This is a genomic window from Lentisphaera araneosa HTCC2155 (assembly GCF_000170755.1).
Classification (GTDB): Bacteria; Verrucomicrobiota; Lentisphaeria; order Lentisphaerales; family Lentisphaeraceae; genus Lentisphaera; species Lentisphaera araneosa.
Map to the genome: position 1 here is coordinate 128,157 of NZ_ABCK01000011.1, position 18,389 is coordinate 146,545.

The following is an 18,389-nucleotide window of genomic DNA, read 5'->3' on the forward strand; positions in this document are numbered from 1 at the left end:
ATCTATTTAATAGTGTATATTTTAACAGGGTGTAAGACAACTTCAATACTAACATAAAGGATTTAACAAATGTCTGATAACTTTCTCTCCAAACAAGGCTACAGCAACGAGGATGCCTACATCCAGAAAAAAGAAGCAGAACGTCGCTCTGAAAGAGATCAACAAAGAGCTGCTCAACAACATGAACATGAAAAAGAAATTCACTGGATGCGTTGCCCAAAATGTGGCAGCCAAATGGAAGAACAAGAAATGGAAACAGTCAAAATTGACATCTGCAACTCATGTGGTGGAATGTACTTCGACAAAGGTGAATTCGAAATTGCGGCCAAGTCACTCGAATCCCATGACATGTTTGATAAAATTGCTGGTTTCCTCAAATTCTAAATGAGACACTCTGTCCGCGCATTCACTGATCGACTTGTCTCCAAAGAGCAAATAGAGAAAGCCATTGACTATGCGCGGCATGCAGCATCTTCAAAAAACATGCAACCTTGGCGAATCGCCATTTGCCAAGGATCTATACTACAAACTCTCTCAAAAGAACTCATCGAGGCAGTTTATTCCGGGCAAAAACCTGCTGCCGAATTAGGTGAAAGCAAAGAAAACCCCATCCCTGACCTCTATATGGATCGCGCTCGTCAATGTGGTTACTCCCTATTCCAACACAAAGGAATTGAACGCCACGACAAGGTCGCTCGCATGGAACACTGGTGCGAAAACTACCGTTTTTTTGGTGCCTCAACAGTGATCTTTTTTTACTACGACCTCTCACTCCCCCAGCACTGTTTGATTGACATGGGCATTTTCCTAGAGCGACTCATGCATAGCTTAGAACAACAAGGCCTCGCATCTTGTCCCCAAGCTTCGCTCTCTTCTTTCCCTGACATTGTCAACAAACACATTAAAATGCCACAAGAACTCAGTCCTCTTTTTGGACTTTCTTTAGGATATGAAGACAAAGACGCACACGTCAACCAATTCTGCACGGAAAAATTAGCTCCTAAGGAAATCACCAATTGGTTTAGTTAAGCTTGTAGATTTTGTATCCAAGGGCATTATCCTCCCTAAATACTAACAAAAAAATTTACAATGAGATTCCCGCAACTTTTTATTAAAGTCCTTTGCATCTCTATGATGCTGCTCTACCTACTCAACATGAGTGGGGCAAGGAGTTCCATCGTTTCATCTTTAATAATCCCTTTCCTCCCTTACAAATGTAGTGGCCACGGCTGCGCCTGCGACCTAGCAGGACAGGAACTTCCTGGCTGCGCCTGCTTTGGCATTGATGATACCGATGCAACAAGCGACTCAAGCTCCTGTGGCCCCAGCGAAGAAGAATCTTGTTGCTCAAGTAAAAAAGAAAAGCCCGACTCCGACTCCGAACAAGAAAAAAATAATTTGGACAAAGTAGGCTGTGGAGGAGCGACAAATGGCCTCTACGAAATACTTGACCGTCATCTAAATTTTGACATTAGAATTCACACTTTCTATAAAGAGATCGCTTACCATAAAAGCCCCGCAAAATTACTAGCAAAATCAAAACCCAACCTAATACGTTTAGGCAAGGTCCCCATAGCGTAAGATACAAGAGGAGTTTTTCATCAAAAACTCCATAAAAGACCTGTCGCCCGAAATAATTAATCGCGACAATTACCTTCAAATATATTCAAGAGCTTTCCAAGGAATTTGGTGAGCTTGTATCTATACGTATAAAAAAAGATTTATAATGAAAAAAACATTAGCTACACTTACGCTTGGCTCATTGAGCCTCTTCGCACAAAACACAGAACACTCTACACACGATACATCATGCTCCTGCAATGACTCACACAGCATTGCTCACTTTGCACCAGCAGGTATCATGGGCGCTCATGTCCACAAAGAAGGTGAATGGATGGTCGGCACTCGCTCAATGTTCATGGAAATGGACGGCTTACGGGACGGCACTAATCGAGTCTCTAATAGTAAAGCACACAAGGACTACATGGTCCTCCCAAGAGACATGAAAATGCAAATGCATATGCTCGACGTCATGTATGGCCTCAATGACGACTGGACTTTAACTCTCATGGTTCCATGGGTTCGCTACAGCATGAATCTCAATCGCCGTATGACTATGATGGGAACAACTACAGACACTAAATTCAAGACTCGCAATGAAGGTTTGGGTGATATTAAAGTTGGAAGTATCTACAGAGCTTATGACGACGGCAATGAGCAAGTCCTCTTAGGATTAACACTCAACCTTCCTACTGCTAACTTTGACGAAGAGTCTAATACGCCCATGCGCGATGACATGCGTTTAGGCTATCCCATGCAGATTGGTTCAGGTACTTGGGATTTCACCCCCTCTATTGTATATAATCAATTTCACAAAAATTGGTCTTGGGGAACAAAACTGGAAGCTACTATCCATACAGATAAAAATAGTGAAGGTTACCGTCGAGGCGATAAACTAACTTACAACATCTGGGCTTCACATGCCTTAAACCCCGTCTTTGCCCTCAATTCACGTATTGAATTCAATGCATGGGAAGACTACCACGGGACAGATGACAAACTCGAACCCATGGGTGGAATGAATCCAGTGGCCGATGCAGATTTACGCGGCGGCAAAAACTCATCACTATTCGGTGGCTTTACTTGGAAAACTTGCGCCAAAAGTAAAGTTCAGTTTGAAGCTGGAATGCCTTTCTATCAAGAAATTGATGGCCCCAACCTCGAAACAGACTATACAGTGAATATTAATTTCCTTTATAGTTTCTAACTCAACACGCACTTTCACTCAGTTAAACCTAGCGAGTGAAAGTGCACAAAACTATCGTAATAAATAGGATGTAAAAGAACCTTAGAAGGCCTCAATTTTTCCATTTTTTTCTATATTAAAATTGAGTCATTCTTTTTTTCATTTTTTATTAAGAATCAACTTGCAGAAAACAAGTACAGAATTACTTTGGCGTCGTTTCGGAGCGTAGCGCAGTCTGGTAGCGCGCTTGGTTTGGGTCCAAGAAGTCGCGAGTTCGAATCCCGCCGCTCCGACATTTTTATTTCTTTAACACGAAATAAGCTTTATGTTTAGTTTTCCAGGAACTAAATTTTTTACATCGGAGCGTAGCGCAGTCTGGTAGCGCGCTTGGTTTGGGTCCAAGAAGTCGCGAGTTCGAATCCCGCCGCTCCGACTCTTTTAGTTTTAACTTTAAACGAAATTATATGAGCTTATACAAATCCACATTTCCTGCAATTTTACTCATAGAGAGCGACCCGCAAATGAGCGAGTTTTTCAGTAGAATGATCAGCAACTGTGGCTATGAAGTTTTAACTATTTCGAGCGAAGACGAGTTTTCCTCTTTAAATGAAGACGAAATAGGCATAATACATGCCTGTATAATTAACGAGCTGCAAGACTATGATGAGTTCTTTAAAACATACGAATATGCCTTCCGCTCACACAACATCAAAAAAGCCCCTATCATCCTCATCACTTCTGGTGACGAAGATCTCGAGCCCTCAGTCGTCTCAAAAACCTTCCACATATCTAGAAAGGTAAACTTTAATTTTTCTGAGTTAACAGAAAAAATTCACGACGCAATCTTGCTCTAATTCAGTAAATTATTCTCCATACAATACTGACAAATTCTTATCTCCATTTATAGTCTTTAAAAATTAAGGACCACCTTTTATGGACAACTGCATTTACTGTAAAATATCAGAACATCGAGAACACGCCGACATCGTCTATCAAGACGACACTTTCTGCGCTTTTTTACACCCCACCCCCATCAATCATGGACACATCATCCTCACTGCATCAGCACACTGCACTAGTCTAACTCTCCTAGAGGATGAAACCTACTCTAAACTACACTGCCTAGCACGCAAAATTGCTGTAGCCATTTTAAAGACTAAAAACTATGACGGCTTTAACATCCAGTACAATCATGGAGAGTGCGCAGGACAGGATTCACTCCACGCAGCCCTACACATTATCCCTCGTGTTGGAACTGACGGCTTTCATTTAAATTGGAGAATGCAAAAGCCTGCTAGTGAAGAAAACAGAAAAGAACTTATTGAATTTATTAAAAATAAAATCTCTTAATGGATCCTGATTATTCACTTTTTTTAAACACCTTAAATCACGACCATCCCGAATGGTCTATCGAGGCTCTGGCCTTCATTTGTAGAGGGGTAGATTTCTTTAACAGCGCCGCTCCACAGCAAACTACCGATTCATCAGCCCAAGACTTAATCCACTCTCTGTGCCTCCATGCCTTAAATGAATACGGTCCCCTAGCCCTTCATACCCTAAATGGATTGAATTTTCACAAAATTTCAGATTTAATCCAAGTCATCAACCTACTCATCGAAAGAAAAATCATCACCGGCATCGAGCGCTTTGAACTAGAAAACAGAACCCTCAATCAAAGTTTATGTACAAAATTCCCTGAAAAATCGCTCCCTGAGCCCCATTTATGGCCAAAAACAAAAAAAGTAGATAATTTTCAATTTTTTCGCTAAATCTAACTGGCAGAAAAATGTTTTCGGTTTATTATCTACCCGTCGCCAGCATAGCTCAGTTGATAGAGCAGCTGACTTGTAATCAGCAGGTCGTCGGTTTGAGTCCGACTGCTGGCTCTCTAAAGCACTTACGGAAACGTAAGTGCTTTTTTATTTCCCATAAAACACCCCCATTAAGTTGATTCTAAATAAATTTTAAATGACGTCATTTTTTGGCTATTCTGACTGGCAGAAAAATGTTTCCGGTTTATTATCTACCCATCGCCAGCATAGCTCAGTTGATAGAGCAGCTGACTTGTAATCAGCAGGTCGTCGGTTTGAGTCCGACTGCTGGCTCTCTAAAGCACTTACGGAAACGTAAGTGCTTTTTTATTTCCCATAAAAACACCCCGTGAATTACTATTATCTTGATCTTGTGTTAATTTTAAATGAAGACATGGAAAAACACCCAAAATCGCTAGAGAATTAGGACTCCAAGGGACTAGTTTATAAATATTGAAGACATAGGAGTCCAAAACTTTTGAAGAGCTTTAGAATCATATTAAGCTTACTAGCTCTAAGTACCTGGCTTAATGCTTATGCATTAGATTCTGAACTTAGCCTAGAAGACTTAATGAATATCGAAGTCACCAGTATTTCCAAAAACGAAGAAAGCTCCTTTACCGCAGCATCTGCCATCTACGTCATTACCGAAGAAGAAATCAAAAATAAAGGCGCCCAAAATTTAGCTGAAGCCTTAAGAGGTGTTCCCGGCGTTCAAGTTTCCCGAAGAACTAATAATTCCTGGGAAGTGAGTATTCGAGGTTTTGACAACCTCTACTCCAACAAACTCCTTATACTCATTGATGGCCGAACAGTCTATACACCTATTTTTTCAGGTACTTACTGGAACTTCACCAATTACCCTGTCTCTGACATTGAGCGAATCGAAGTTATTAGAGGCCCAGGCGCCTCAATCTGGGGTTCAAACGCCGTCAACGGCGTCATCAACATCACTAGCAAGCACACTAAAGATACGATAGGCGGCTTTAGTAAACTAGAATACGGCGAGGATTTTCAACAAGCTTACTTGAGAATAGGCGAGAGTTTAAACGAAGAAAAAACACTGAACCTACGTGCCTACGCTCAACTCCAGAAGTATGATACCTTGAATCCTGGTCAACAGACAAAAAACTCACAACAAAACGATGACTGGGATCACCTACAAGGCGGCTTCCGCTTAGACTACGATATCACAAGTAAAGATGCCCTACGGGTTTCTGCCGACGCCTATTCCGTTGATCAAGTAACATATAATGCCATAAACAATAATGGCTTTTATGAAGACAGTGATGCTACAGGCTATAACCTCAGCTTAGATTACACCAAGCAGATTACCTCCGATGAGAAGTTCCACTCACTAATCTATTACGACTTTTACGATTTCAACCAAGACCTCACAACCAACACCTATGTACAAAGCTGGAATTTTGAATTTGATTATCACTTCAGTCCAATCAAAAATCATAACATAACTGTCGGTGCTGGCACGCGAATCTACCGATCTCAAGTCAAGGATCCCAGTGGCCAACTTCGTATGTACCCAGAGAATGAAACAACTCAAAACTATAGTTTTTTCATTCAAGATAAAATCACTCTTCAACCCGACCGTTGGACACTCACCTTAGGCTCAAAATTTGAAGAACACGATTACAGCGGCTTTGAATACCAACCTACCGCGCGCCTTGCCTTTACTCCAAACCGTAAAAACACTTTGTGGCTCGCCGCTTCGAGAGCGGTTCGAACGCCTAACCGTTATGAGCACAACTCCAATCTTTTCTTTGGCTCCGCAATAGGCAACCATGACGTAGATTCGGAAACAGTAGAAACCTACGAAGCAGGCTACAGAGTTCTTGCCACAGAAAAACTCTCTTTTGATTTTACCGTATTTTATAACGATTACTCAGACTTAATCACTAGCAAAGTCGAAGCAGGCAATGACCCTATCATAAATGCTTCGACAGCTGAAAGCTACGGATTTGAAGTCTCTTCTAATTATTTAGTTACCACTGACTGGCAACTCAAGCTTTCCTATAGTTATTTTGATTTTGACCTTGATCAACAGGATGGCACCTCCGATTTCCTCGCCTCGGAAAATGTCACTGCTCAACACCAAGCGTCTGCCTACTCATTTTACAAACTCACAAATGCCCTTCAATGGGATGTAACTGCCTATTACCAAGACTCAAAAAACCCTAGCTTAAACTCAACCAACACCCCAAGCAACTCACCGTTCATTAAACTAGACAGTAAAGTAACCTGGACCTGTAGCCCAAAACTCGAGGTCTACCTTATGGGTCAAAACCTCTGGGATAGTTCTACATCAGAAACAGTATATTACTTAGAAAACCCACGTACTTTTTTAATGGGTTTAAACTACCGCTTTTAAGTAAGATTTAACCTTTAAATATTAAATATAGATTAAAACGCAGCCATAAGCCTATTTTTCACGCCCTTACCTATTCCAATAAAAAGAACTCTTAAGTAGAATATACTTAAGGGAAACAATTGTAACCAGGGTCAACTAAGTGCGTTCGCTATATACATTACTTCTCATTGCAAGCACAAGCCTAAGTATTTCAGCTCAAGATGATGTCGAGGACTTTGACCTCGAAGCTCTGATGAATATTGAAGTGACTTCTGTTTCTAAATCTGAAGAAAGCTCTTTTACTGCAGCGTCAGCCATCTACGTCATCACCGAAGAAGAAATCGCACGAAAAGGTGCACTCAATCTAGCTGAAGCACTAAGGGGCACTCCTGGTGTTCAAGTTTCAAGACGAACTAACAACACTTGGGAAGTCAGCGTTAGAGGCTTCGACAACCTTTACTCAAATAAGCTCCTCGTCGTCATTGATGGCCGAAGTGTATACTCACCTGTTTTCTCTGGCACCTATTGGGAGTACACCAACTACCCAGTAGCTGACATTGCACAAATCGAAGTTATCCGTGGACCAGGCGCAACTGTCTGGGGGTCCAATGCAGTAAATGGCGTCATTAGCATCACAACAAAATCCGCTAAAGACACTAAGGGTGGCTTAGCTAAGCTCGACTATGGTGAATATAACGAATCCTACTACCTACGCTACGGAGAAACACTCGACAAAGATGACAAACTTCATCTGCGCATCTATGGTCAATTCCAACAGAACAACGAACTCGAACCCGGAGTCAATCTTAAAAATACACACGAAGATGATCGCTGGGATTACTTACAAGGCGGGTTTCGCTTAGATTATGACGTCACTGCAAAAGACACCTTAACATTGAGTTCAGATATCTATCAATCCGATTTCAAACAATACAATGCTCTGGTCATAAATAACTTCTATGAAGATGGCGATACAAAAGGTTATAATTTTACACTCAATCATAAACGCCAATTCAACTCCAAAGAGCACTGGAGTACACTTTTTTATTATGATTATCAAAATATCGAACAGGATGTAACCCTTGATTCTACAGTTCATAGTTTTAACTTAGAATCGGATTATCACTTTTCCCCTTGGGATCGGCATGAAGTCACAATTGGTGCAGGAGTTCGTACCTACAGGTCAAAACTCAAAGATGGCACCAGCCAATTAGATTTTCAACCTTCAGATGAAACCATCGCCAACTACACCCTATTCGTTCAAGACAAAATAGCACTACAGCCCGATCGCTGGACCTTAACCTTGGGCTCCAAATTTGAAAAAAATGATTACACTGATTATGAATATCAACCTTCTGCTCGTGTCGCTTTTACTCCAGATCGGAAAAACACTTATTGGGCTGCAGTGAGTCGTGCGGTAAGAACTCCTTCGCGTTATGAACACGGCTCAGACATCTTTTTTGGCGCCGCAGTCGGCAACAACGACGTCGATTCAGAAAATGTCACAACTTACGAATTGGGTCACCGTATCTTAGTCAATGAAAAACTCTCATTCGATACGACAATTTTTTATAATGACTACAGCGACCTCGTCATAACTGAAACAAACCCTGGACCTGACATCATCGTCAACGATCTAAATGCTGAAAGTTACGGCATAGAAATTTCATCAAACTATTTCGTGACTCATGATTGGCAACTCAAACTCTCCTACACTTACTTCGATGCTGATTTTGATTATAAAGACGGCACTGCTGACACCTTACCTGTCGAAAAAGCGGCGGCTAAAAACAAAGCCTCATTCTACTCATTCTATAGTGTTACTGAAGATATAAAATGGGATGTCATGGTTTACTATCAAGACTCAAAAAACCCCAGCTACAACTATGATCCTCAGGATGGTACACCGTCCTTTATCAAACTTGATTCTCGCCTCTCTTGGTCACCTCGCGAAGACCTCGAAGTTTACATCATTGGACAAAATCTCTGGGATCATTCAACGCGTGAAACACTTTACTATGCCGAGACACCACGCACTTTCTATGTAGGTCTGAATTACAAATTCTAAGATTCCTCTGACATATACTCTTTTCCCCCTACGGCTCCCCTTGATTTTACCCTCAAATTCTCTATCTTTAAGTTGTGAATTTGGGAATCAATAATCTATGTTAAACAACTTTCTTTTGGCAGCTGACAAACCTGCCATCCTCCATGGCGCTTCGGGCGAACTTCTCGTCTCTGTGATTTTAATCATCGGCATGCTCGCAGGTGTGACTGCTAAAAAACTCAAGCTTCCTGTCTTAACCGGACAAATCATTGCGGGCATTTTAGTTGGCCCCTATATGCTGAATCTCATAGGCCACACGGAGGAAAAAAATCTTACCGCAGTGACTAGTTTTGCCATTGGGCTAATCGCCTTAACTGTAGGCAGCCATTTAAATTTCCAAAAGCTTCATAACTCCTTTAATCGAAATTTACTCATTGCTGTCGGTGAATCAAGCTGTGCCTTTATTGCTGTATTTTTTGCTTTGGAATACTTCAACCCCATGGACTTTTCTGAACAAACAAGGCTTGCCGCTCACTTACTCATCTCTTCCCTCGCCTGTAGCACATCTCCAGCGACTGTTCTTCATGTCATCAAAGAGAAAAATGCCAAAGGCAATTTGGTTCGAACTTTACTCATCGTTGTCGCCCTCGACAATATCATCTGCCTACTCGTCTTTGAAAGTGTACGGGCCGTAGCTCGCCAAAAACTTTCCGGAGCCAGCCTTCTCACCACTGCTTTACCAGGCCTTATCAGCTTTTTCAGTTCGATCATTGTCGGCTTTATCGTAGCCAAGTGCTTTGAATACTGCTTAAAATTTCTCGAAAAAAGGCAAGGGCCATCCCATTTTCGCCGTAACTCACACACACTTGTTTTTACCCTCTTAGTTGCTTCAATTATGATCACTAATGGCCTTTGCGATTACATGGCGATGGTGACTGCAGAACTCCCCCAAAAACTCACTCCTTTACCGATCATGGCTAACTTAGTCCTAGGCCTCTGCCTTACAAACTTTGCCATCTTCAAAAATGAAATGTTGGAGCAATTTGAAGTCCTAGAGCAGTTCATCTTTACCGTCTTCTTCACTTTAGCTGGCATGCACCTTGATTTAAGGACTATCAATCAGCAAACTATTACCTCGGCCCTCATCTATCTAGTAGCGATGGCGGGAGGTAAAATGATTGGCGCAACTTTCGGTGCCATGGCGGGACGCTGTACTCCGCGAACAACGCTCAATATTGGTTCAATGCTACTAGTGCAAGCAGGGATGACCATCGCCCTACTCGTTGTCATTTATTCAGAAAAAGATTTCTCTCCACTCCACGCTAAAATCACTGCCATGATTCTCTTGGTCGTCGTTTTTACTGAATTAGTGGGAACGATCCTCATCTCAAAAACTCTTGACCGCGTCAAAGAAACAGGTAAAAAACGGACTCGTCTTATCGACTTTCTCGATGAAGAACACATTATCACGGGTCTTAATGCAAAAAATAAGTGGGAAGCTCTCCGCGAAATGTCCTACTTTCTCGTCAAAACTAATGACATTGAGATTGATCCCGAAGAACTATTAAAACGCATGGAAGAACGAGAAAAAGAATTCTCCACGGGCTTTGGCCAAAGCATTGCGATACCCCACTGCACGGTAACTGACGAAGAGAGTCATGACGGTAAAATACGCGGCATGCTTGCCGTTTGTACTCCTGGGGTAGAATTTGAATCTATGGATGATGAGCCCGTCGAAATTATTGTCATGCTCGCCACACCTGAGTCACAACGTGAAGCTCACCTAGAAATCCTCTCGGTCTTAGGACGCATGCTTAGTGACGCTACGATCCGCGAACAAATCCTCAAAGCTAACTGCGCCGCTTCTATTTACGAAATCATTCACTCTGAAGAAGCCGAAACTTTCAACTACTTCCTAAAATAAGGTATTTTATGTCCGACCAATCCTCTATTTTCGTCATCGATTCCATGGCCTATATTTTCCGTGCTTTCTACGGCATTCGCGCCAATATGCATTCAAAAGATGGTCTACCCACAAATGCTTTATTTGGATTTATTAACTCCTTCGAAAATATTATTCGCGACTTTAATCCTAGTCATGTGGTTGCCGTATTTGATGCGGGTTCAGAAACTTTTCGTAACGAGATGTACTCCGAATATAAAGCTAACCGCAAAGAGTGTCCTGAAGAACTCAAACCTCAGTTCGATTTAGTGAAAGAATACATTGCCCTTCGCGGTATCCCCTTACTGATCCAAAAAGGTTTCGAGGCCGATGATATTATTGCGACCGTCGCAAAACAAGCCACTGGATCACATATCAAAACGGTTATTTGCTCTGGCGACAAAGACTTAATGCAACTCGTTAATGATGATACCTTGATCTGCCACACTCATAAAAATAACTTGATGATTGACGCTGAAAAAGTGGTGGAAATCATGGGAGTTCGTCCCGACCAGATCGTCGACTACCTCTCCATCTGCGGTGATAGTGCAGATAATATCCCAGGCCTTCCAGGAATTGGCCCAAAGGGCGCGGCTAAACTTCTCGCTGAATTCGACAACCTCGAAACGATTCTTGCGAGCCATGACAAAATCAAAGGTAAAAAGCAATCTGAAACGATTCGTGAAAAAGCTGACTTAGCCACCCTTTCCAAATCACTCGTCATTCTCCAAGATGAAATGACTCTCGACAAAAGCTATGAGGAACTCGTTCCTTCACAACCAGACTTTGATGGCCTTGCTGATTTCTATGAACGCATGGGCTTTGCCCGCTTCCTCCGCGACCTCCCCAACATCAAAGCAAGTTACGAAGGCAATAGCAAACCGACACTTAAACAATCCCTCAGTTCTGGCGGGCCTGTTACATTACGAGTCGAAACTTTTGCACCACGTCCTTTCCAACACGAAATCCTCAAGCTCAATGCTGAGTTTGAAAGCCGCTTAGAGTTTGATGTCTTAGCAGAAATGAGCCACCTTGGCAAAAACTCAGAAGAAATTTTCATCGCCTTAAAAAATGCCTTCAATAAATGTGACCTGACTCTCGCCAGCGAAAACCACACCGTCATTCCTGAAGACCTCGAGAGCAAAAGAAAATGCACATTAACTTGGGAATGGCTTGCAGCCACATGGCTCCATGACATTGAGCTAGGCCTTGAACAAATCGCCTCTAATCACCTACCTCTAATCCAAGAACACCTCTTTTTAAATGCGAAGTTCGCAGAGCTTCTAGCGACAGCAACAGTTGAGTACAACTCGCAGAGACACGACTACAATATCGTTAAATCTATTCCTGAACTCAAAGCCGTTTTAGATGAAATCACTAAAGCAAAACTCCCCGTTTCTTTTGATACCGAAACAACTGGTCTCGATGTACGTAGTGCAACTATTGTCGGCCTCGGCTTAGCCATTCGCGATCACCACGCCTGGTACATCCCTTTCAATAGCGACCTAGACAAAGAAGAGATCCTCAAAGAAATTAAACCTTTCTTTGCTGATAGTAGCCTTAAGTTTTTTGCGCAAAACGCAAAATTTGACCTGCAAATGTTACACTATGCTGGCATTGAAGTCAAAAACATCGATTTCGACACTTTAGTGGCCTCCTTCATCTGCAACCCCTCGCGTCAATTTCACGACCTAGATTCACTCTCCCTCCACTACTTAAACTACCGTAAAATTTCTACGGAGTCACTCATTGGCAAAGGCAAGAAGCAAATTTCCATGGCCGACTTACCCGTTGAAAGAGTCGCTACCTACTGCTGTGAAGATGTAGACATCACCTTACGCCTGAGAAATGAACTCGAAGCTGAACTCCACCGTCGCGACCTACGCAATTTATTTGACGAAATGGATATCCCACTTATTCCCGTTCTTAGTAAAATGGAAAATAATGGTATTTCTATCAACCTCGGAACTCTAGAGAAAATCTCTTCTGACTTCAGTGCTGAACTCAAAAAGTGCGAAGAGCAAATTCACGCTCTCGCTGGCCATGAGTTTAACATCAACTCACCAAAACAAGTGGGCGTTGTACTCTTTGAAGAAATGGGACTGAAAGCTGGTAAAAAAACAGCCACAGGCTACTCAACGAGTGCTGAGGTCTTAGAAAACCTTGCAGCAGAATCTGAAATTGTTCGCGCTATCCTGCGTCATCGTACACTTAGTAAATTAATTTCAACTTATGCTGACGCCCTCCCAAAAGAAGTGAGTGAACTCGACCAACGCATTCACACGCGCTTTTCGCAAACGACTGCTGCCACGGGTCGTCTTGCTTCTACTCAGCCCAACTTGCAGAACATCCCTACTCGTACAGCTGAAGGCAAAAGCATTCGTTCCGCTTTCCAAGCTCCAGAGGGACACCACTTCATTTCTTGTGACTACTCACAAATTGAATTGCGTATCATGGCAGAACTCAGCCAAGACCCAGGCTTACTCGAAGCCTTTAATAATGATTTTGACGTACACACTCACACGGCTTCTCTCGTTTTTGAAACTGAATTAAGTGAAGTCACCAAGCAACAACGCTACGCAGCAAAAGCAGTTAACTTTGGCATTATGTTCGGTCAAGGCCCCTACGGCTTGGCTAAAGAAATTGGCGTAAGTGCCGATGAAGCCAAGCAATTCATTTCAAATTACTTTAAGCGTTATCCTGACGTCCAAAAATTCATGGCAAAATGTGTTGAGGATGCACGTGATAAAGGCTACTCCGAAACTTCTTTTGGTCGTCGTCGCTACTTACCCGAAATGCTCTCGTCAAATGGCCGCATTCGCTCAGGAGCTGAACGCATCTCAGTCAACTCACCGATCCAAGGAACGGCAGCAGATATTATTAAGATCGCCATGATCAAAGTTGCTGACGAATTAGAAAAACGTCAGCTGAAATCAAAAATGCTACTTCAGATCCACGATGAATTACTCTTTGAAGTCCCTGATGATGAGCTAGAAATCATGAAAGAACTCATTCCACAAATCATGACCGATATCCCACAAATCAAAGTTCCTCTAAAAGTCGACTGTGCAGCCGCAAAATCATGGGATCAGTGCGATTAATAAATAAGCTTAATTCAAGTGAAAGACTTAGAAACAAATGGGTATGCTAAAAACCTCCACCCATTTACTGATGAAGAACTCAAATTCTTTGAACAAACTGTAGAAAAAGTCAAGGACCTTGAACTTGAAGATAGAAAGAACGTTTTTGCTCAAGAGCCTAAACTACGTGATTTAATTGAACAAAAGCTCAAACAAGTCGCTCCAAATTACTGTACAAGTAATTACTGTTTCTATTTAGAAAAAAACGCTAAACAAAACTGGCCCTTAGCTCTTCACCAAGACCTCAATTTTCCTTCATACTTAGAAGAAACGTCGAAAAATATTCGCGAAACAGGATTTTGGTTTAGAATCAACTTAGACTCAAGCGATCGATTTACGGGAGCTTTAAAAGTCATCCCCCAGAGCCACAAAAACCCAAATAAAATCAAGCCTATTTTTTTAGATAACTCCGCCGGAGAAGTCATCTTGTTTAAACCATTGCTATTTCATGGCTCAAATAAGATGACTGTTAATCATAGAAGGCGCGTCTTCCAAGTTTTGTGTCAATTAAAATAAGTTTTAAGCTTGGTAGAAGACTCTTTCGAGCCCAAGCCATTGTTCACCATCTGGAGTTCCTTCCACACGCTTTTGGCAAGGATCGGTCTCTTTCCACCAACGCAGCGTTTCTTCATCCTGAGGGAATTTACCCATATCAGCTTCTAGGTCAGTTCCCACATACTCAAAAAAGCTAAATAAGTACTTTTTACCATTGATGGGTGCGACAAAGATATTGTAGTTACGAATATTGCATTCGTGAATCTTAGCTTGTACACCTTCCCAGACATTAGCGTGTAGCTCGCGATAATAAGCTTCTTTTTCTAAGTCCAATTCAACCATTGAACCAAATCTTTGAACACTGTCTTTATCAAGGCTTTCTTTGGGGTTGGTACTACCGTAAATTGCTTCGCTCATATTAAGTCCTTATTGTGGGTTGTTTATAAAAACTAATGTCTCATTTTTCTTAGTATTTTACAAGTGGCATCTCTAGCTAAAAAGACTTAATGAACTTTTGTCAAAATTTCGATCACCAAATTCTATAAAAACAAAAAAAGCCTCACTCGAAATGAGTGAGGCTTTAAAATATTAATTCTTAGCGACGTTTATTGCGGTGATGATGACCACCGTTGCGCTCTTGGTGACGAGAGCCACCTTTATTGCGATTACCGCTATGCTTATTGCCACCACGTTTTTGAGCAAACTTTCGCTCAGAGTGCTTCTTATCATGATCGTCTGTCATTCCTTCTAGAGGAACTTCAGCTGGTAATTGCATTTCGATATAACATTCAATCTCTGGAAGCTCAAAGCCACTATTTTCATCGGCAAAACTAATCGCTTTACCCAATGCTGAGGCACGACCGGTACGTCCGACACGGTGAACATAATCTTCAGGTTCGTACGGTAGCTCATAGTTCACAACATGACTTACATCATCAACGTGGATACCGCGACCGGCTACATCTGTAGCTACTAGAACTTGTACTTTACCAGAACGAAACTCTTCTAGAATGCGCATACGCTTCTTCTGAGGTACATCACCAGTGAGAAGCTCGAGCTTATCGACGCCATACTGATAAAGTTTATCTGCTAAGCGTTCACAGTCAAATTTGCGGTTGGCAAAAATGATCATGCGCTTCACTTCTTCATTTTTAAGATGCCAAAGAATCACGTTTTCTTTTTGATTAGCCGTTACTGTGTAGACTTTTTGGTCAACATTCTTAGAAACGATTGTCTCGGGATTGATCTCAACTTTTTCGTACTTCTCATTGAGCCAACTCGCCGCGAGGTTGAGTACCGATTGATTGAGCGTCGCTGAATAAAGCTGAGTAATTCGTTTATCACGCCCAGGAAGGTAGCCGACAATTTTTCTCACATCAGGAATAAAACCCATATCGAGCATGCGGTCAGCTTCATCAATACATAAAAACTCGACTTCACGGAGGTTGATCATTTTACGACGATGGTAATCCATCAAACGGCCTGGCGTGGCCACGGCAATATCTACTCGTCCACGTAAAATTTGTGCTTGCTTATCAAAATCCATACCGCCAAAGAAAGTTTCGACGCGAATATCGCAATACTTACCTAAGCCTTCTGCATCGGCACCAATCTGTAAGGCTAACTCACGAGTCGGCGCTAAGATGAGTGCGCGAGGTGTCCCCGCTTTAACTTCAGTTTGTGGGTTATTTACAAAGTGATTGTACATAGAAATCAAAAATGCAGCGGTCTTACCCGTACCTGTTTGCGCCTTAGCGGCAACATCTTGTCCCTTAAGAGAGATTGGTAGAACACCCTCTTGTACTGGGGTACAAAACTTAAAGTCCATCTCATGAATAGCTCTCTGAACTGCAGGACATAAATCCATTGAAAGAAAAGCTTTCTTGCCCTCTTCTACAGGAATCTCCGTAGGTGCAACCCAAGAGTTATCTGTCTTGGCAGGAGTTAAAGGCGTTACATTGACGTGCTGAGCTTTGTGTTGTCTTTGATTGTTATTTTTAGGCTTAGATTCATGCTTTTGATTGTTGTTTCTAGGCTTGGAATCGTGCTTTTGATTATTCTTCCCTTGCTTTTGCCCGTGAGAAGATTGATTATCCTGCGATTTCTTTTGCTCGTGATTTTTCTTATTCTGATTCGAGCCTTGTTGGGCTTGGGGCTTGGGAGCCTCTTGCTCTTTGGTTGGCTCTGGTTCACCACCAAAAATTTTCTTCAAAAAGCCTAACAATATATTTCTCCAATTATAATTAATTCGCTGAATCTAGGCGGGATATGCCTTTTCTACAAGCCCCATACAGAAGTCAGTGGGTTTAACACAAGCTTATTATGCCAGTTTGACAGTCATAAACTCTTATTAATTAATAGCACTCTAGAAAGAGGTCTAATTTCATTGACGAGGGAAAACCGCTCCAGCCCCTTTTTTCACTATTCCGCCGCGCTCCATACTGACTTCGTAATAGACAATTAAGGCACCTTCGTGAACAACGGCCGTGAGATCAAGATCATACTTCCATCCATCCACTTCACCGGATGTCTCTAATGGTTTATTTAACTTCACACCCGAAGCAGGAAACTCCACTCGGGAGCCATCACTCAACTTGTAGTAACACTCCACGCTATATGCCCCATCATAAATTTCATAAGCCGTTACGCGCCAATTTGGATCGCTCTCTACTGGCTTAAAAAAGCTACATGAGCTCAAGAAAAAGAGACTTAAGAGAATCAATATATTTTTCATTTACTTACCTTATTTTTAAAGTTGCTAGACCTACGGCGGCACAGACTGCCCCAATGATCCAAAATCGAGTCACAATTTGAGTTTCAGACCACCCCTTTTTTTGGAAATGGTGATGAATGGGAGCCATTAAAAAGATGCGCTTGCCACCCGTTGCTTTGTAGTAAAGAGTTTGTAATAAGGAAGAACCCGCTTCCATCACAAAAACACCGCCAATAATTGGCAAAATCATTTCTTGCTTAACAATAATCGCCATGATCCCTAGAGATCCACCGAGAGCTAAACTTCCCGTATCACCCATAAACATCGCAGCCGGCTTACTGTTATACCACAAAAAGCCCATACAAGCACCCACAACTGCAGCGCCAAACACGGCCGCTTCACCGCAACCCTTGATATAAGGCGTGCTTAAATATTCAGAATATGCCACATTACCACAAAGATAGGCAATGAGCATATAACTCATCATGGCAATAATCATGGCTCCTGTTGCCAAGCCATCCATGCCATCGCTAATATTAACTCCATTGCCTGTTCCCCAAAGTACAAAAACACCGTAAATCATAGCAATCCACATGGGCATATAGAGAAGCGCTTCTTTCATAAAAGGAATCGTCAAAAGTGGCGCACTATCACGAGTGTCTGGAGCGCGATAAAGAATAAAAATTGCGGCAATCGCAATAATCATTTCGGCAAAGAGACGTAATTTACCGGAAACTCCATCGTTTCCAAGTGGGCCCTTCATGCGACGAATTTTTCGGAAGTCATCCCAAAAACCTAAAAGACCGAAGCTAAGCATCACCATGAGACACAAGCGCGTAACCATAAGATCTAAGCGTGCCCACAATATCGTGGAGACGAATACAGCAATAATAATGAGAATCCCCCCCATTGCTGGAGTCTTACCCTTGATGGCACATAGCTCTTCTTCAGACACAAAACCAGCTAAACGCTGGGGTGCCACGGCAAACTCTTTAAGAAAGCGAATCATTGCCGGAGCAAATATTACCACAATAAGAAAAGCTATAGCTGCTGCACCCGCTGAACGAAAGGTTAAGTATTTAAAGATCCTAAGTGGAGAGTCATCATATTGACTGAGCCAATAAAGCATT

The 18,389-nt window shown here is 42.1% G+C and carries 16 protein-coding genes and 4 tRNA genes; 16 read left to right on the forward strand and 4 right to left on the reverse strand.

Features of this window, described 5'->3' with window-relative positions:
* Positions 1-69 precede the first annotated feature (69 nt).
* The 16 genes from LNTAR_RS12615 (at position 70) to LNTAR_RS12695 (ending at position 14,567) form a co-directional block, all read left to right on the forward strand.
* The gene (locus LNTAR_RS12615; protein WP_007279101.1) at positions 70-384 is read left to right on the forward strand and encodes a TFIIB-type zinc ribbon-containing protein; all 315 of its coding nucleotides are present in this window, start codon (positions 70-72) and stop codon (positions 382-384) included.
* Positions 385-1,029, forward strand: coding sequence for a nitroreductase (locus tag LNTAR_RS12620; protein ID WP_007279102.1), 645 nt, complete (start codon positions 385-387; stop codon positions 1,027-1,029).
* Positions 1,030-1,089: 60 nt separating this feature from the next.
* Complete coding sequence (locus LNTAR_RS12625; protein WP_040914846.1) at positions 1,090-1,581, forward strand: hypothetical protein; 492 nt, start codon at positions 1,090-1,092, stop codon at positions 1,579-1,581.
* 145 nt (positions 1,582-1,726) lie between these two features.
* The gene (locus LNTAR_RS12630) at positions 1,727-2,767 is read left to right on the forward strand and encodes a transporter (protein ID WP_007279104.1); all 1,041 of its coding nucleotides are present in this window, start codon (positions 1,727-1,729) and stop codon (positions 2,765-2,767) included.
* 198 nt (positions 2,768-2,965) lie between these two features.
* A tRNA-Pro gene (locus LNTAR_RS12635) sits at positions 2,966-3,039 on the forward strand.
* A 66-nt stretch (positions 3,040-3,105) separates the two neighbouring features.
* Positions 3,106-3,179, forward strand: a tRNA-Pro gene (locus LNTAR_RS12640).
* A gap of 88 nt (positions 3,180-3,267) precedes the next feature.
* Positions 3,268-3,600, forward strand: a complete 333-nt coding sequence (locus LNTAR_RS26655) for a hypothetical protein (protein WP_162026394.1) — start codon at positions 3,268-3,270, stop codon at positions 3,598-3,600.
* A 79-nt stretch (positions 3,601-3,679) separates the two neighbouring features.
* Entirely contained in the window at positions 3,680-4,096 is a 417-nt protein-coding gene (locus tag LNTAR_RS12650) for an HIT family protein (RefSeq protein ID WP_007279106.1), read from the forward strand.
* Complete coding sequence (locus LNTAR_RS12655) at positions 4,096-4,515, forward strand: Minf_1886 family protein (protein WP_007279107.1); 420 nt, start codon at positions 4,096-4,098, stop codon at positions 4,513-4,515. Before LNTAR_RS12650 ends, LNTAR_RS12655 begins: the two co-directional genes overlap by 1 nt.
* A gap of 44 nt (positions 4,516-4,559) precedes the next feature.
* Positions 4,560-4,632: transfer RNA gene (locus LNTAR_RS12660), tRNA-Thr, on the forward strand.
* Between the two features lie 146 nt (positions 4,633-4,778).
* Positions 4,779-4,851 (forward strand) — tRNA-Thr (locus LNTAR_RS12665).
* Positions 4,852-5,035: 184 nt separating this feature from the next.
* Entirely contained in the window at positions 5,036-6,943 is a 1,908-nt protein-coding gene (locus tag LNTAR_RS12670) for a TonB-dependent receptor plug domain-containing protein (RefSeq protein ID WP_007279108.1), read from the forward strand.
* A 139-nt stretch (positions 6,944-7,082) separates the two neighbouring features.
* Positions 7,083-8,990 (forward strand): TonB-dependent receptor plug domain-containing protein, encoded by a 1,908-nt coding sequence (locus tag LNTAR_RS12675; protein ID WP_007279109.1) that lies wholly within the window; start codon positions 7,083-7,085, stop codon positions 8,988-8,990.
* Between the two features lie 97 nt (positions 8,991-9,087).
* A complete protein-coding gene (locus LNTAR_RS12680) occupies positions 9,088-10,893 on the forward strand; it encodes a fused Na/H antiporter/PTS fructose transporter subunit IIA (protein ID WP_007279110.1) in 1,806 nt (601 codons plus the stop codon).
* An 8-nt stretch (positions 10,894-10,901) separates the two neighbouring features.
* Positions 10,902-14,012, forward strand: a complete 3,111-nt coding sequence (polA, locus tag LNTAR_RS25730) for a DNA polymerase I (RefSeq protein WP_007279111.1) — start codon at positions 10,902-10,904, stop codon at positions 14,010-14,012.
* 18 nt (positions 14,013-14,030) lie between these two features.
* Complete coding sequence (locus LNTAR_RS12695; RefSeq protein WP_007279112.1) at positions 14,031-14,567, forward strand: phytanoyl-CoA dioxygenase family protein; 537 nt, start codon at positions 14,031-14,033, stop codon at positions 14,565-14,567.
* Between the two features lie 3 nt (positions 14,568-14,570).
* Here LNTAR_RS12695 and LNTAR_RS12700 read toward each other — a convergent pair whose 3' ends face one another.
* The 4 genes from LNTAR_RS12700 to mraY all read right to left on the reverse strand — a co-directional run bounded on the left by LNTAR_RS12700 (position 14,571) and on the right by mraY (position 18,388).
* The gene (locus tag LNTAR_RS12700) at positions 14,571-14,963 is read right to left on the reverse strand and encodes an L-rhamnose mutarotase (protein ID WP_007279113.1); all 393 of its coding nucleotides are present in this window, start codon (positions 14,961-14,963) and stop codon (positions 14,571-14,573) included.
* 178 nt (positions 14,964-15,141) lie between these two features.
* Complete coding sequence (locus tag LNTAR_RS12705) at positions 15,142-16,758, reverse strand: DEAD/DEAH box helicase (protein ID WP_157473543.1); 1,617 nt, start codon at positions 16,756-16,758, stop codon at positions 15,142-15,144.
* Between the two features lie 171 nt (positions 16,759-16,929).
* The gene (locus tag LNTAR_RS12710) at positions 16,930-17,280 is read right to left on the reverse strand and encodes a hypothetical protein (RefSeq protein WP_007279115.1); all 351 of its coding nucleotides are present in this window, start codon (positions 17,278-17,280) and stop codon (positions 16,930-16,932) included.
* Positions 17,281-17,284: 4 nt separating this feature from the next.
* A complete protein-coding gene (gene mraY, locus LNTAR_RS12715; RefSeq protein WP_007279116.1) occupies positions 17,285-18,388 on the reverse strand; it encodes a phospho-N-acetylmuramoyl-pentapeptide-transferase in 1,104 nt (367 codons plus the stop codon).
* Position 18,389: the final 1 nt, after the last annotated feature.

What these genes read in the sequence shown, in the direction of transcription:
- LNTAR_RS12650 (WP_007279106.1), top strand. Translation starts at nt 3,680, where the DNA reads ATGGACAACTGCATTTACTGTAAAATATCAGAACATCGAGAACACGCC.
- LNTAR_RS12680 (WP_007279110.1), top strand. Translation starts at nt 9,088, where the DNA reads ATGTTAAACAACTTTCTTTTGGCAGCTGACAAACCTGCCATCCTCCAT.
- mraY (WP_007279116.1), bottom strand. Translation starts at nt 18,388, where the DNA reads ATGCTTTATTGGCTCAGTCAATATGATGACTCTCCACTTAGGATCTTT.
- LNTAR_RS12710 (WP_007279115.1), bottom strand. Translation starts at nt 17,280, where the DNA reads ATGAAAAATATATTGATTCTCTTAAGTCTCTTTTTCTTGAGCTCATGT.
- LNTAR_RS12615 (WP_007279101.1), top strand. Translation starts at nt 70, where the DNA reads ATGTCTGATAACTTTCTCTCCAAACAAGGCTACAGCAACGAGGATGCC.
- polA (WP_007279111.1), top strand. Translation starts at nt 10,902, where the DNA reads ATGTCCGACCAATCCTCTATTTTCGTCATCGATTCCATGGCCTATATT.
- LNTAR_RS12700 (WP_007279113.1), bottom strand. Translation starts at nt 14,963, where the DNA reads ATGAGCGAAGCAATTTACGGTAGTACCAACCCCAAAGAAAGCCTTGAT.
- LNTAR_RS12630 (WP_007279104.1), top strand. Translation starts at nt 1,727, where the DNA reads ATGAAAAAAACATTAGCTACACTTACGCTTGGCTCATTGAGCCTCTTC.
- LNTAR_RS12655 (WP_007279107.1), top strand. Translation starts at nt 4,096, where the DNA reads ATGGATCCTGATTATTCACTTTTTTTAAACACCTTAAATCACGACCAT.
- LNTAR_RS26655 (WP_162026394.1), top strand. Translation starts at nt 3,268, where the DNA reads ATGAGCGAGTTTTTCAGTAGAATGATCAGCAACTGTGGCTATGAAGTT.
- LNTAR_RS12620 (WP_007279102.1), top strand. Translation starts at nt 385, where the DNA reads ATGAGACACTCTGTCCGCGCATTCACTGATCGACTTGTCTCCAAAGAG.
- LNTAR_RS12625 (WP_040914846.1), top strand. Translation starts at nt 1,090, where the DNA reads ATGAGATTCCCGCAACTTTTTATTAAAGTCCTTTGCATCTCTATGATG.